The organism is Nonomuraea sp. SBT364 (genome assembly GCF_001083785.1).
GTDB lineage: Bacteria > Actinomycetota > Actinomycetes > Streptosporangiales > Streptosporangiaceae > Nonomuraea.
Genome location: NZ_LAVL01000204.1, coordinates 1 through 13713 on the forward strand (window position 1 = coordinate 1; position 13713 = coordinate 13713).

The 13713-nt window shown below is 72.2% G+C and carries 17 protein-coding genes; 10 read left to right on the forward strand and 7 right to left on the reverse strand.

Annotated features, from left to right (window positions below):
- Positions 1-748: AfsR/SARP family transcriptional regulator (locus tag ADY59_RS42390; RefSeq protein WP_049575443.1), on the reverse strand; the 748-nt coding region annotated here is incomplete at its 3' end.
- A gap of 440 nt (positions 749-1188) precedes the next feature.
- Here ADY59_RS42390 and ADY59_RS42395 point away from each other — a divergent pair.
- The 4 genes from ADY59_RS42395 (at position 1189) to ADY59_RS42410 (ending at position 5635) form a co-directional block, all read left to right on the forward strand.
- Complete coding sequence (locus tag ADY59_RS42395; protein WP_049575446.1) at positions 1189-2472, forward strand: helix-turn-helix domain-containing protein; 1284 nt, start codon at positions 1189-1191, stop codon at positions 2470-2472.
- A gap of 46 nt (positions 2473-2518) precedes the next feature.
- Positions 2519-3109, forward strand: a complete 591-nt coding sequence (locus ADY59_RS42400) for a copper resistance CopC family protein (RefSeq protein WP_049575448.1) — start codon at positions 2519-2521, stop codon at positions 3107-3109.
- A complete protein-coding gene (locus tag ADY59_RS42405; RefSeq protein ID WP_049575451.1) occupies positions 3106-5091 on the forward strand; it encodes a cytochrome c oxidase assembly protein in 1986 nt (661 codons plus the stop codon). Before ADY59_RS42400 ends, ADY59_RS42405 begins: the two co-directional genes overlap by 4 nt.
- A gap of 154 nt (positions 5092-5245) precedes the next feature.
- Positions 5246-5635 (forward strand): sensor histidine kinase, encoded by a 390-nt coding sequence (locus ADY59_RS42410; protein ID WP_049575454.1) that lies wholly within the window; start codon positions 5246-5248, stop codon positions 5633-5635.
- Here ADY59_RS42410 and map read toward each other — a convergent pair.
- The gene (gene map / locus ADY59_RS42415) at positions 5622-6470 is read right to left on the reverse strand and encodes a type I methionyl aminopeptidase (RefSeq protein ID WP_049575455.1); all 849 of its coding nucleotides are present in this window, start codon (positions 6468-6470) and stop codon (positions 5622-5624) included. The genes ADY59_RS42410 and map overlap by 14 nt on opposite strands.
- 32 nt (positions 6471-6502) lie before the next feature.
- Between map and ADY59_RS50755 the strand changes: the two genes are divergently transcribed.
- On the forward strand, positions 6503-6679 hold the full coding sequence (locus tag ADY59_RS50755; RefSeq protein WP_156326080.1) for a hypothetical protein: 177 nt from the start codon (positions 6503-6505) through the stop codon (positions 6677-6679).
- 59 nt (positions 6680-6738) lie between these two features.
- Here the strand turns inward: ADY59_RS50755 and ADY59_RS42420 are convergent, their stop codons facing one another.
- On the reverse strand, positions 6739-7434 hold the full coding sequence (locus ADY59_RS42420; protein ID WP_049575458.1) for a TetR/AcrR family transcriptional regulator: 696 nt from the start codon (positions 7432-7434) through the stop codon (positions 6739-6741).
- Positions 7435-7552: 118 nt separating this feature from the next.
- Here ADY59_RS42420 and ADY59_RS42425 point away from each other — a divergent pair, with 118 nt between their 5' ends.
- Both ADY59_RS42425 and ADY59_RS42430 read left to right on the forward strand, forming a co-directional pair.
- Positions 7553-7924, forward strand: coding sequence for a beta/gamma crystallin domain-containing protein (locus tag ADY59_RS42425; RefSeq protein ID WP_049575459.1), 372 nt, complete (start codon positions 7553-7555; stop codon positions 7922-7924).
- A 131-nt stretch (positions 7925-8055) separates the two neighbouring features.
- Complete coding sequence (locus ADY59_RS42430; protein ID WP_156326081.1) at positions 8056-8346, forward strand: hypothetical protein; 291 nt, start codon at positions 8056-8058, stop codon at positions 8344-8346.
- A 3-nt stretch (positions 8347-8349) separates the two neighbouring features.
- Here the strand turns inward: ADY59_RS42430 and ADY59_RS42435 are convergent, their stop codons facing one another.
- Positions 8350-9006, reverse strand: a complete 657-nt coding sequence (locus ADY59_RS42435) for a cyclase family protein (protein ID WP_049575465.1) — start codon at positions 9004-9006, stop codon at positions 8350-8352.
- Positions 9006-9281 (reverse strand): CBU_0592 family membrane protein, encoded by a 276-nt coding sequence (locus ADY59_RS42440; RefSeq protein WP_049575483.1) that lies wholly within the window; start codon positions 9279-9281, stop codon positions 9006-9008. The genes ADY59_RS42435 and ADY59_RS42440 overlap by 1 nt, the downstream gene beginning before the upstream one ends.
- 73 nt (positions 9282-9354) lie before the next feature.
- Here ADY59_RS42440 and ADY59_RS42445 point away from each other — a divergent pair, with 73 nt between their 5' ends.
- A complete protein-coding gene (locus ADY59_RS42445) occupies positions 9355-10305 on the forward strand; it encodes a LysR family transcriptional regulator (protein ID WP_049575467.1) in 951 nt (316 codons plus the stop codon).
- 25 nt (positions 10306-10330) lie between these two features.
- Here ADY59_RS42445 and ADY59_RS42450 read toward each other — a convergent pair whose 3' ends face one another.
- Positions 10331-10909 (reverse strand): hypothetical protein, encoded by a 579-nt coding sequence (locus ADY59_RS42450; RefSeq protein WP_049575469.1) that lies wholly within the window; start codon positions 10907-10909, stop codon positions 10331-10333.
- 194 nt (positions 10910-11103) lie between these two features.
- On the opposite strand from ADY59_RS42450, the gene ADY59_RS42455 reads away from it, so the two are divergent.
- A complete protein-coding gene (locus ADY59_RS42455) occupies positions 11104-12246 on the forward strand; it encodes a lipase family protein (protein ID WP_082310826.1) in 1143 nt (380 codons plus the stop codon).
- Positions 12247-12357: 111 nt separating this feature from the next.
- Positions 12358-13011 carry an NADPH-dependent F420 reductase gene (npdG, locus tag ADY59_RS42460; protein ID WP_197094112.1) on the forward strand — a complete coding sequence of 218 codons (654 nt, stop codon included), beginning with the start codon at positions 12358-12360 and terminating at the stop codon, positions 13009-13011.
- A gap of 6 nt (positions 13012-13017) precedes the next feature.
- Here npdG and ADY59_RS42465 read toward each other — a convergent pair whose 3' ends face one another.
- On the reverse strand, positions 13018-13623 hold the full coding sequence (locus ADY59_RS42465) for a response regulator transcription factor (protein WP_049575479.1): 606 nt from the start codon (positions 13621-13623) through the stop codon (positions 13018-13020).
- Positions 13624-13713: the final 90 nt, after the last annotated feature.

Consider the following 13713-nt stretch of genomic DNA (forward strand, 5'->3'; position numbering starts at 1 on the left):
GGGCCAGGTCGTAGGCGGCGCGTAAGGACGCGCCGGGGTCGACTCCCAGCTCCTCGCGCAGGATCCGGCCGCCCTCGTTGTAGACCTCCAGCGCCTCCGCCCGGTTGCCGCTGCGCAGCAGCGCCAGGATCAGCAGTTCGCGCAGCCGTTCGCGGATCGGGTGGCGGCGGGTCAGGTCCCGTAAGGGGACGAGGGCGTCGCACGGCCGGTCGAGCCGCAGCAGCGCCTCCGCGTGCCGCTCGGCGACGGTCAGGCGCAGCTCGGCCAGACGGGCGCGCTCGGCGTCGGCGAACGGTCCCGGCACCCCCGACAGGGGGTCGCCGTGCCACAGCGACTGCGCAGCCTCCAGGCTGGCCAGCGCCTCCGCCGCCGCGTCGCGGCGCATCTCCAGCCGGGCCGACTCGACGTGCCCGGCGAGGACGACGGCGTCCACGTGCCGGGGATCCACCTCCAGCCGGTAGCCTCCGCCGCCCCCGGCCAGCAGCTCGGAGTGCCGGTGCCGCTTCCGGGAGGGTTCCAGCGCGCGCCTGAGCCCGGCCACGTACGTGTAGACGCTCTGTTCGGCGCTGCGCGGAGGGTGCTCGCCCCACAGGCCGTCGACGAGGCGGGGGATGGGCACCACCTGCCCGGGGTGCGAGGCGAGGATCGCCAGGACGGCGCGCTGACGTGGTGAGCCGGGGTCGACGGCGGCGGCGCCGCGCATCGCCGCGACCGGACCGAGGAGCCGGATGCGGACGTGCTCGGCCATGAGCGATCTCCCCGCGCAACGCTGCGTAGTCCGGATCGTCCTGAAAATGGGGCGACAAGGAGCTCTGTAGAAGAAATGTAGAACTATCGTCTAACTTGAGGGGGCTGTGCGTGATGCGGGGGCGTCCGAGGTGTCCGGACGGCTTCCCCGAAGCTCCTCGCGGGGCCCGGAAGACGCCTCCTTGTGCGGAAGGCGGCCTCTCCCGGACCGTTGCGTACGCTCGTCAGAGCGGGAGCCCTCGGGGTCAGCAGCAGGGTGTGACCTCGAAATGCGCGATGACAGGAGACGTTCCGGCCATAGCGGTCGTACCATTGCTGCCAACGGCCACCACGGCCGTGACGATGGCGGCAAGTGCGGTCAGGGCAAGACGTGTGCGCATGGGGGTTCTCCCTCGGGCGGTGTGTGTTGCTTGGACATCATCATCTCAGGGAGCAACGGCTGTGACCACATCAGACCTGGTCGGACTCCGCATTAAGACGGTCCGGCGACAGCGCGGCATGTCGCAGGCACAACTCGCGCATCCTGAATTGTCGGACAGCTACGTTTCCTTGATCGAGAGCGGCAAACGTACTCCCACCCCTTCGGTGCTGGAGCTGCTCGCTCAGAAGCTGGACTGCTCGCTCTCCTATCTGCTCAATGGGGTGACTGCCGAGCAGATGGAAGATATCGAACTCGCGCTCGGTTATGCGAGGCTCGCTCTCGAGAACGGCGAGGTTCGCGAGGCTCGCACCCGCTTCGCCGAGCTGCTGGAGAACAATAACCTGACAGGTCTGACGTCGTTGCGTCAAGATACCGAATTCGGCCTCGCGCTCGCCGTGGAGGCCTGCGGTGATCTCGACGAGGCGATCTCCGTCCTCAAGCGGTTGCAGGCCGAGGAGCTCAACCCGGAGCGCCGCATCGAGGTCGCGATCGCCCTGTGCCGCGCCTACCGCGTCAGCGACCGGCTCAGCGAGGCGGTCAAGGTCGGCGAGGACATCCTCGGCGGCCCGTCCCGGCCGGCCTGGTCCGACGCGCTGGTCGAGTTCGGCGCGACGCTGCTGGCCGCCTACATGGACAGCGGCGACCTGCTGCGCGCCCGGCAGTTCGCCGGCGAGCTGCTCAACGCCGCCGACATGCTCAACACCCCCAGGGCGATGGTCGCCGCCTACTGGAACGCCGCCCTCGTCGCCGAGACCACCGGTCACGGGGAGGAGTCGCTGAGCCTGGCCGAGCGCGCGCTGGCCATCCAGACGGAGAACGGCCAGCCGCGCAACAGCGCCCGCATCCGCATGGCCTACGCGGGCATGATGCTGCGGCTGCGGCCGTCCGCCGTGGACGAGGCGCGCCAGGCGCTGCTGCGCGCCCGCCAGGAGCTGGCCCAGACCTCGGCGGGCACCACCGACCGCGCCAACAGCGAGGTCGAGCTGGCCCGTGCCGCGCTCATCGCCGGCGACTACGAGCAGGCGATCGTCTTCGGCGAGGCCGGCCAGGCGCTGATGTCGGGCAACTCCCGGGCCCTGGAGGCCGAGGCGCACTTGCTGCTCAGCCGCGCCAAGGGCGCGCTCGGCAGGCAGGCCGAGGCCGAGAACGAGCTCCGCGGCGTGCGCGACTGGCTCGACCCGCTCCCCGACTCCCGCCGAGCCGCCCGCACCTGGTACGCGGCCGCCGAGACGATGGAGTTCCTCGGCGACGCCGAGGGCAGCGCCGATCTCTACCGCCGCGCGCTGGCCTGCGCCGGATTGTAGCGGCGGAGTCCCGACCGGGCGGCGGCGTCGGTAGCCTTGGGATGCCATGAAGAATTCCCCGTTCGCGGCCCTCACCGCGATTCTCGCCGCCCTGTTCGTGCTCGTCACCGCCGCCCCCGCGCAGGCGCACGACACGCTCAAGAGCAGTGACCCCGCCAAGGACGCCACGGTCAAGTCCGTCGACGAGGTCACGCTCGAATTCTCCAACAAGGTGCGGATGCCGTTCGTGATCGTGCGCGGGCCCGGTGACGTCCAGCACCAGGCCGGCGACCCCGAGGCCGACGGGCCCGTCGTGAGGCAGAAGCTCAAGGGCGAGCTCCCCGACGGGAAATACACGATCGCCTACCGCGTCGTCTCCTCCGACGGGCACCCGATCGACGGGGAGATCCCGTTCACCGTCAAGGGCGCGTCGCCGTCCCCGGCGGCCAGCGCCGAGGCGAGCGCCGCGAGCCCCGAGGCCAGTGCGCCGGCCACGGCTGAGGCCGGCCCGCCGGCGAGCGCCGCGCCGGCCGCCACCGAGCAGGCGGCGGCCGAGGAGAGCTCGGGGTCTTTCCCCGTCTGGCTGCTCATCGTGGTCGGCGCGCTCGTCGGCATCGGCATCGGCTTCCTGCTCAGCGCGCGGAAGAAGAAGCCGTGACCCGGGCCGCGCGTCTCGCGCTGGCGGCGGCCGGGGCGGCGGTCGCCGCCCTCGTGATCGCCATGGTCGCCGGAGGCGCGGCGTTTCCCCGGATCATCCTTGGCGTCCCCTCGTCGGGCGCGTTCACGCGGTGGGGCCTGCCGCTGTCCAAGCTCTTCATGGACGTGGCCGGCGTGACGACGGTCGGGCTGCTGCTGGCGGCGGCGGTCCTGCTGCCCAGCGGCAAGGCGGGCAAGGGGCTGCTCGACGCGAGCGCGCTCGGCTATCTGCGGGCGGCCTCCTGGACGGCCCTGACCTGGGCCGGGGCCGCGTTCCTCACCATGGTCTTCAGCGTCTCCGACGTGTGGGCCAAGCCGGTGCCGGAGATCCTCAACCGCGACTTCCTCGTCGGCTACGCCACCCAGGAGAGCCCCGGCATCTCGCTGACGCTGGTGATCCTCTTCGGGGTGTCGATCGCGCTGTTCTCGCGCGGCGCCATCACCGCCGGGGCGGCGGGCGCGCTGCTGCTGTTCTCGCTCGTCACGATGCTGCCGCCGGCGCTCACCGGCCACTCCTCGTCCTCGCCCAACCACGGGCTGGCCACCACCGGCCTGTCGCTGCACCTGCTCACGCTGGCGCTGTGGGTGGGCGGGCTGGGGGTGCTCGCCCTGCACGCGGTGCGCAAGGAGCCGCAGCTCGGCGTCGCCGCCGCCCGCTTCTCCCGGCTGGCGCTGTGGCTCTACGTCGGGGTCGGGCTGTCCGGCGTCTTCAGCGTGCTGGCCCGGCTCACCGCGGTGTCCGACCTGTGGACGTCCAGCTACGGCATCCTCATCGTGGCCAAGATCGTCACGTTCACGCTGCTCGGCTACGTCGGCTGGTGGCACCGGCAGCGTACGCTCGTCAGCCTGGAGGCCGGCGCGCCGCGCGCCTTCACCCGCCTGGCCGGCGGCGAGCTGGTGCTCATGCTCGCCACCGTCGGCCTGGCCGTCGCGCTCGCGCGCACTCCGCCGCCGCCCGTGAGCCTGCCCGCCGACCGCGCCTTCGACCTGCTCGGCTACCCGGTCCCGCCGCCGATCTCGCTCGCCAACCTCGCCTCCCTGTGGTGGTTCGACCTGTTCTTCGCCCTGGTGGCCGCCGTCCTGGCCGGCCTGTACGGGGTGGGTGTGGCCAGGCTGCGGCGGCGCGGCGACGCGTGGTCATGGGGCCGCACCGCGTCCTGGTACATCGGCGTCCTGGTCCTCGTCATCGCCACGCAGACCGGCCTGGCCCGCTACTCCAAGGTCATGTTCGACGTGCACATGATCGAGCACATGACGCTGGCCATGATCGTGCCGATCTTCCTCGTCCTCGGCGGGCCCGTCACGCTCGCGCTGCGCGCACTCAAGCCCGCCGCCGTCCGGGGCGACCGGGGGCCGCGCGAATGGCTGACCGCGATCCTGCACAGCAGATTCGTCCGCGTCGCCGCGCACCCGGCCATCGCCACCGCGATCTTCATCGCGTCGACCTACGCGCTCTACTTCACGCCGCTGTTCGAGGCGGCCATGCAGGAGCACCTCGGGCACATCGCGATGACGCTGCACTTCCTCATCAGCGGCAGCCTGTTCTTCTGGGTGGTCATCGGCGTCGACCCGGGCCCGCACCAGCTCCCGCACGTCGGGCGGCTGCTGCTGCTGTTCGTCACCATGCCGTTCCACGCGTTCTTCGGCATCGCGCTGATGATGACCGGCACCGTCATCGCCTCCGGCTGGTACGAGCAGCTCGACCGCTCCTGGGGCGGGCCGTTGCTGCGGGAGCAGCAGAACGGCGGCGCCATCGCCTGGGGGTTCGGCGAGATCCCCACGCTGATCGTGCTGCTGGCCATCGCCGTGCAGTGGTACCAGAGCGAGGACCGCAAGGCCCGCCGCGACGACCGCAAGGCCGAGCGCGCGCCCGGCGGCGATCCCGAGCTCAACTCCTACAACGACTACCTCGCCAAGCTCAACCGCCTCGACAAGTCCGAATAGCCGATCCGGCACCTCACGCTCCGGACCGGCGGCACCGCCGGGTAGCCTTTTTCGCAAGGGGGAAGGTGCGCGCGACGCCGCCAGGCCGCAGGCGGGGATCGCGCCCGTCCGGGGTGTTCAGGAAGGCGGAAGTCGGTTGGTGAAAGAGACGCGCATGCGCGGGGGAGAGAGCCTGAAGGAGGCGCTCGAAAGCTGTCTGGCGGACTGGTCGCGGCGCACCGGTGTCACCGTCGAGACGTGGGCGCTGCCCGGCGATGACGTGCCGTCGCCCATCGCGGAGGGCGTGCTCGCCGCGATCCGCGAGGCCCTGGCCAACGCCGAGCACCACAGCGGCGCCTCCGTCGTGTCGGTGGCCGTGACGGTGAGCAGCGCCGGCCTGCGCATGACGGTCAGCGACCACGGCCGGGGGTTCGCCCCGGACAGGGCGGGCCGCGGCATCGCCCGCATGCGGGCGGCGTTCGCGGAGATCGGCGGCACCCTCACCGTGCGCAGCGTGGAGGGCGAGGGCACCACCGTGACGGGCGTGGTGCCTAGGCGAGAGTGAGGATCTCGCTGCCGGAGTCGGTCACCACGATCGTGTGCTCGAACTGGGCGGTGCGCTTGCCGTCCTTGGTCACGGCCGTCCACTTGTCGGGCCAGATGTCGTAGTCGATCGTGCCCAGCGTCAGCATCGGCTCGATGGTGAACGTCATGCCCGGCACGAGTTCGACCCGCAGCGACGGGTCGTCGTAGTGCGGCACCATCAGGCCCGAGTGGAACGTGGTGCCGATGCCGTGGCCGGTGAAGTCGCGCACCACGCCGTAGCCGAACCGCTTGGCGTACGCCTCGATGACCCGGCCCACGACGTTGAGCTGGCGGCCCGGCGCCACCGCCTTGATCGCCCGCATCATCGCCTCGCGGGTGCGCTCGACCAGCAGCCGCGACTCCTCGTCCACCTCGCCGACCAGGAACGTCGCGTCGGTGTCGCCGTGCACGCCGCCGATGTAGGCGGTGATGTCGACGTTGACGATGTCGCCGTCACGCAGCACGGTGTCGTCGGGGATGCCGTGGCAGATCACCTCGTTGATCGAGGTGCACAGCGACTTGGGGTAGCCCTTGTAGCCGAGCGTGCTGGGGTAGGCGTCGTGGGCGACGAGGAAGTCGTGGCCGATCCGGTCGAGCTCGTCGGTCGTCACGCCCGGCCGCACGTGCCGGCCGACCTCTTCGAGGGCCTGGCCGGCGATCCGGCCCGCCACGCGCATCCGCTCGATCATCTCGGGGGTCTTCACGTCGGGCTCGCCGGTCTTGGGGCGCTTCTTGCCGACGTACTCCGGCCGCTCGATGTGGGCGGGGACCTTTCGCATGGGCGAAATTCGGCCGGGCTGGAGCAGAGTCGTCATGAAACACGAGTCTACGGGGCAGAATTGGTCACGTGAGCGATGGCCAATGGTGGTTCTGCCTCAAGCACATGCGCGTCGAGCCCGACCAGGGCTGCCCCAACAAGGACCGGCTCGGCCCCTACGCGACCGAGCAGGAGGCCGCGGGCGCCCTGCAGCGTGCGGCCGACCGCAACAAGAGCTGGGACGAGGCCGACGAGGCTGACGACTAAGGTCAAGGCTGTTTCGCGCCTCAGGCGCGCAGCCGGCCGGACGGTCCGGGAAGCACGCATCACCCGTCGATGATCCGATCGAGCCAGTCGCCCAGCAGCAGGCTCTCGGCCGGGCTGAGGACCGTCAGGTCCGGGAGTGCGGCCTTCAGGGTGATGGCGCCGGCCACGACGTCGTCCCCGGTGCGCGCGGAGCCGGCCGGGGCGGGGTCGGTGACGGCGCCGATGACCGCTTCGCGGACGATCCGCGCGTCGTCCAGGTCGCGTTCGGCCTCCGGGGTGGCGATCAGGGCCAGCGTGGTGCCACGCCCGGCCGCGTGGATCACGCGCGCCGCCCGCCGCTCCGGGACGCGGAGCCGGCCGGCCAGGGCGACGCGGTGCACCAGCCCGGCGAGGATCTCCGAAGCCTGCTTGGCCCCGTCGGGCTCGGCGCCCGGCCGGGGGCTCCCGTAGATCAGCGCATAGAGGGCGGGCTCGGCCAGGCCGAAGCCGAGGTGCAGATCCCAGCCGCGCCGCAGGTCCTCCACGGGGTCGCCGCTGGACGCCATGCCCTGCTTCTGGGCGAGGTAGGACATGAGGCCGCGGCTGGCCACGGCGTCCAGCAGGCCCTGCTTGTCGCCGAACAGCCGGTACAGGATCGGCGCCTGGACACCGGCGGCCTTGCAGACCGCCCTGGTCGAGACGGCGTCGCCGCCCCCCTGGGCCAGCAGTTCCGCCGCGACGTCGAGGATTTCTTCCCGCCTGTTCATGCTGCACATGCATCGATGCTAACGGGAAATGGCGAATACCGATAACAATGCCGCTAACAAGCCATTGTTATCGGTGAGCGACAGTGTTAACTTTTCGGTGTTAGCACTTCGAGCAAGGAGAATCCTCATGGCACGAATCGCCGAACGGACGGTCCTGGCCGCCCTGGGGGCTGTCGCGATGACGGCCGCGCTCACCGTCGCCACCTCGACGCCCGCGTACGCCATCAACGAGGTCCCCTGCGCCGGCCGGGACGACCTCGTGCGCGCCACGATCCACCAGACCGGCCACCGGTCAGCCGACTACTGCTACGCCAACGCCGGTGAGGACTACTACGCCATGCCGCACTGGTGGGTCACCCGGATCTCGACCGGCAACAACCGCGTCCAGTGGTACGGGGACGGAAGGTGGCAGCCTGCTCAGCCGATCCCCAAGTACACCGTTTTCACCTGGCCGAACCACCCGGGTGGGGTCCGCATCAGCGGGATCAGGATCCTCTGAACCGCCGCGGACGCCGCCCCGCCTCCGGTCCTGGGGACCGGAGGCGGGGCTTCTTCGCTTGTGAGGAACGCACACACCCTGGTGATGGCCGGCGCCTAGGCGAGCCGCGCAGGGGGTTCTACGGTCGGGACATGTCCGTTGAACGCTTGGCCGCCGTCTTCGGCGCGGCACTGCTGACAGCCTCCGTCATGGCCGCACCGGCGCATGCCCGGGCTCACGACTACGTGTGCCTGCTGGGAGGTCAGACCTTCCCGCCCGTAGGGCTCAACTACGACTTCTCCGGGCGCGGATGCCGCGGGACGGGGAGCGCCGACGTGACGATCGCGGCCCCGCCGGCGTACCACTTCTGCCGCACGGCGGAGATCACCAACACGGTCACGCACGCCTTGTGGGCCACGGACTGCGTGCAGATCCAGCCCTGAGGTCTAGGAAGGGATCTCCGGGACCACCGCGTAGGCCCGTACCGGGAAGGTGCCCAGCCCCGCGATCATCGGCGGCGCCGCGTGAAACCTGAACCCGTCGCCGGGCAGCGACGCAAGGCCCGTCAGATGCTCCACCACGGGGATGCCCGCCGCCAGCAGCGCCGTGTGCGCGGGCCGCTCGCCGTGCGGCGGGGTGTCGTCGATGTTGAGCGAGTCGATGCCGACCAGCGCCGCGCCCAGCTCGGCCAGCCGGCGCGCCGACTCCGGCGCGAGGTAGGGGTGCCCGTGGGCGTAGGCGGGGGTGCCGAAGTGGCGGTCCCAGCCGGTGTGGATCAGCACCGCGCGGCCCTGTACGTCCAGGTCGTCGCCGATCGTCACCTCACGCCCCGCGCCCGCCCGCACCACCAGGCCCGGCAGGTCGGCCAGCTTGGCCACCGGGACCCGCGACAGGTCGGGGCCGTCGGCGTAGCGGTGGAAGGGCGTGTCGAGGTACGTGCCGGTGTTGCCGACCAGCGTGATCGTGCCCATGTGGAACTCGGTGCCCGGCGCGTAGACCTTCCTGGAGTCCTCCCGCGACAGGTGCTCGCCCAGCTCGGGGCCGGGGATGCCGGGGTAGGTGGCCATGCCCTGGACGATGCGGTGGCTCAGCTCGACGATCATCATTGCTCCTGGGTGCGCGACGGGGTCCTGGCGGCGGCCAGGCGGGCCAGCTTGACGAGGGCGACGACGCCGATGGCCGCCCACACGAGATTCAGCCCCGCCGACGGCCAGGCGGCGTAGTAGGCGCTGTTGACCATCAGGCCCACCGAGCCGGCCAGGTTGACGAGCTGGTACGGGACCGCGTCGCCGTTCATGCGGGACGAGGAGACCAGGTAGTAGCCGGTCAGCAGCAGGGCCGCGCCGATCCAGCCGATCACGTCGAGGAGCAGATCCATGCGGGCCATTGTCCGGATCTTCGGTATTGAAGCGCAAATAAAAAATCCTAAACAATAGCGTAAGCTGAGCTTTATGGAGATCGACCCCCGTCGGCTGCGCATCCTCCACGAGGTCGCCCGCCGGGGCGGCGTCATGCGGGCCGCCGAGGCGCTGTTCCTCACCCCGTCGGCCGTCTCCCAGCAGCTCGCCCAGCTCGAACGCGAAGTCGGGCTCGCGCTGATCGACCGCTCCCAGCGCCGCGTCTCGCTCACCCCCGCCGGCCGCGTCCTGGCCGGTTACGCCGAGCGCGTCGAGGACGAGCTGACCGAGGCCCGCCGCGAGCTCACCCGCTTCACCGAACGGCTGTCGGGGCCGGTGCGCATCGCCGCGTTCCCCACCGTGATCACCCACATCCTCGTTCCCGCGCTGCGCGAGCTCGCCACGCTGCACCCGCGGATCGTGCCCTCCATCCACGAGGTGTACGGCCGGCCCGCCCTCCAGGAGCTCAGGCACGGCGCCGTCGACGTGCTCATCACCGAGCAGGACATGAGCCTGCCCGTGCTCGCCCAGCCCTCCCTGGCCGCGCGGGCCCTCTACATCGACGAGTACCGCATCGTCGTGCCCGCGTCCTGGAGCGACCCGCCCCGCGACGTCGCCGACCTCGCCGCCGTCCCCTGGGTCGCCGGCGAGCCCGGACAGGCCTCCGGGCAGGCCCTCGACCGCCTCGCGGGGCTGCACGGCTTCGAACCGCGCAGGGTCCACGTGATCACCGAGTTCGGCCCCGCGCTGGCGCTGGTGGCGGCGGGGCACGGGGTGGCCATCGTGCCCACCCTGGCGCTCCTGGACGTGCCCGTGGGCGAGGTACGGGTGACCGACATCCGCGACGTGGGCTCCCGGCGCATCGACGCCGTCACCCGGGTCAGCCGCACCCGGTCGGGCGAGCCGGACCCGGTGCAGGCGGTGGTCATCTCCGCCATCGCCGACGCCACCGCCGCCCTCGACCCCACACTCCGCACCCACCTTCCCCAGGTCCAGGAAACCTGACCGCGCCCGGCGCCCGGGCCGGAACTCAGTCGGGGATGTGGGGGCCGCTGACGCGGGTGAGGAGGCGGGCCAGGCGGTCGCGCAGGCCGGGGCGGTGGGGGAGTTCGCCGGCGGCGGTGCTGACCAGGTGCTGGGCGCCGTCGAAGGTGATGGGCCCCCGGGCGGGGACGGCGAGGGAGTCGTGGGCGAGGCCCGACAGCTCGGGGTCGCCGGTCTCCAGGGCGAGGATGGTGGCGCCGGTGCGGCGGGCGTCGTCGACGCGTTCGAGCAGCGGGACCGGCGCCCGCTCCCCGGCGACGACGAAGAGCGTCTCGCCGCGGGCCGCCCGCTGGATGCGGTCCAGGCTGACGCGGAGGTGCGGCGGGGGGCCGGGGGGCGGGGCCCAGCGGACCAGCGTGGGGGCGAGCTGCGGCAGGTCGGACAGGCGGGCCTCGTCGGCGAGGTGGGCGGTCAGGTGCCAGGGTTCGTCGTCCGGGGTGCCGACGAGCAGGAGGCCGCCGGGGGAGCGGGTGGTCCGGAGGGCGCGGCCCAGCTCACGGGTGCGTTCCACCCAGCCGGTCTCGGCGAGGAGCTCGCGCAGCAGGCTGACCGATCCTGAGTCCATCCATTCATGGTGCATGACCGATGCCGATTCGGTGACCGTTCTCCCGGATGTTCCGATCAGCGCGGATGCCGAGGATCTGACATTCGTGCTGTTGCGCCGTCATTTCGGGCCTTGACAGGTGGTTACTGCCGGGTAACGATCGGCTCGCGGCGCCGCCGTCCCGTGAGTGATCCCACCCTGAGGAGGGGCGGCACATGAGATTACGTGTCCGCGTCAGCATGTCCATGATCCTCTTACTGCTCGTGTCCCTCGTCGCGGCCCCGGCCCGCGCCGCCTCGGCCGGGGACGTCGTCTCCGCGGAGCCGACCACCGTCCACCTCCTGCCGGGCGAGCTGCTGAAGGTGCCGGTCAACGCCTGGCACGTCGTCTACCGCTCCACCTCCGCGACCGGCTCGCCCAACGCCGTGTCCGGCACGCTCCTGGTGCCCAAGGCCGGCTACCCGCTGGGCAGGCGGCCCATCGTCGGGTACGCCCCGGGCACGCACGGGCTGGGCGACCAGTGCGCGCCGTCGGCCGCCATGCGCCAGGGCACCGAGGCCGAGCTGGCCCTGATCAGCCTGTTCCTGCTCAAGGGCTTCGCGGTGGCGGTCACCGACTACGAGGGGCTCGGCACGCCGGGGCAGCACACGTACATGGCGGGCGTCTCTCAGGGGCACGCCGTCCTCGACGCGATCAGGGCCGCGATGCGCGTGCCGGGCGCGGGCCTGTCCGACCGGGCGCCGGTGGCGGTGATGGGCTACTCGCAGGGCGGCGCCACGGCGGGCTGGGCCGCTCAGCTGCACGAGTCGTACGCGCCCGAGCTCCGGCTCAAGGGGGTCGCCGCGGGCGGCGTGCCCGCCGACCTGCACGCAGTGGCCGACCACCTGGACGGCAGCGCGGACTTCGGCCTGGCCGCGGTCGCCGGCGTCGGCTTCGACGCCGCCTACCCGGAGCTCGACCTGGAGGCCGACCTCAACGAGCGGGGCCGCGCGCTGCTCGCCGACGCCGCCGACGACTGCGTGGGTGAGCTCAGCAAGCTCGCCGGGCTGCGCTTCGCCGACCTGAGCCCCGTCGACCTGCTCGACCAGCCCAAGTGGCTGGCCCGCCTCGCCGAGAACCGTCTCGGCTCGGCCCCGCCCCGCGTGCCGCTGTTCCTGTATCACGCGCGCGGCGACGAGACGATCCCGCACGCGGTCGGCGCGACCCTCCGCGGCGAGTACTGCGCCACGGGCGCGAACGTCCGCTGGGCGTCCCTGTCGGCGTCCAGTCACGTGCTCGGCGCCGTCCAGGGCGGGCCGCTCGCGATCGAATGGCTCGCCCTGCGCCTGTACGGGCTGCCCGCGTCCGGCAACTGCTGACCACCCCGCCGGGCCCGGCCCCCCCGCCGGGCCCCTGAGGTGTACGGACTCCGCGCCGGGGAGGAACCCCGGGAGGACGCGGCGGCAGGTGTAGCTGGCATGATCGGGCCTATGACTGACGTGAGCGGGCTTTCCATCGGCATTCTCGGCGGCACCGGCGACCAGGGGAAGGGGCTGGCGCGGCGGTTCGCGCTGGCCGGGCTCCGGGTGGCGATCGGGTCGCGCAGCGAGGAACGGGCGCGGGAGGCGGCCGAGTCCATCGGCGCGGGCGCGACCGGCGCCGCCAACGCGGCCGTGGCGGCCGGGGCCGACATCGTGATCGTGGCCGTGCCGTACGACGGGCACAAGGCGCTGCTGGAGTCGCTGGCCGCGGAGCTGGCCGGGAAGATCGTCGTTGACTGCGTGAACCCGCTCGGGTTCGACAAGCAGGGCGCCTACGCGCTGCCGGTGGCCGAGGGGAGCGCCGCCCAGCAGGCCGCGGCGGTGCTGCCCGACAGCCGGGTGGTGGCCGCGTTCCACCATGTGTCGGCCGTGGTGCTCATGGACCCGGCCGTGGACGAGGTCGACCTGGACGTGCTGGTGCTCGGCGACGACCGCGAGGCCACCGACACCGTGCAGGCCCTGGCCGGGCTGATCCCCGGCGTGCGCGGCGTCTACGGCGGCCGGCTGCGCAACGCCTTCCAGGTCGAGGCGCTGACCGCCAACCTCATCTCGGTGAACCGCCGCTACAAGGCGCACGCCGGAGTGCGGGTCACCGACATCTGACGGCGGTCACAGCCAGCCGGCGTCCTGCGCGACGCGGATGGCGTCGATCTTGTTGCGGGCGCCGGTCTTGGTGATCGCGCCCGTCAGGTAGTTGCGCACGGTGCCCGGCGACAGGTGGAGGCGGGCGGCGATCTCCTCCGCCGTCGCGCCTCTGGCCGCCTCCTTGAGCACCGTGGACTCGCGCGGCGTGAGCGGGCTCTCGCCGTACTCCATCGCCGACGACACCAGCTCGGCGTCCAGGACGCGCAGCCCGGCGGCGGTGCGCCGGACGGCGTCGGCCAGGCGGTCGCCGGGCGCGTCCTTGACCAGGAACGCCTCGATGCCCGCCGCGAGCGCGCGCCGCACCTGGCCGGGCTGCCCGAGCGCCGTCAGCACCAGGACCCGGCACGACGGGAGCCGCTCGCGCAGCTGCGCGGCGGCGGTGATGCCGTCGAGGACCGGCAGGTCGATGTCGACGACGGCCACGTCGGGGCGGGTCTTCAGGGCGGCGGGGACGATCTCGTCGCCCCGCGTGACCTCGGCGGCCACCTCGATGTCGGGCTCCAGCCGCAGCAGCGCCGTCAGGGCGGCGCGGATCATGTGCATGTCCTCCGCCAGCAGCACCCTGATCACGCCGGCACCTCCATCGCCAGCAGGAACCCGTCCGGCCCCGACCGGGCCGCGTCCAGCGTGCCCCCAGCCTGCGCCGCCCGCTCCGCCAAC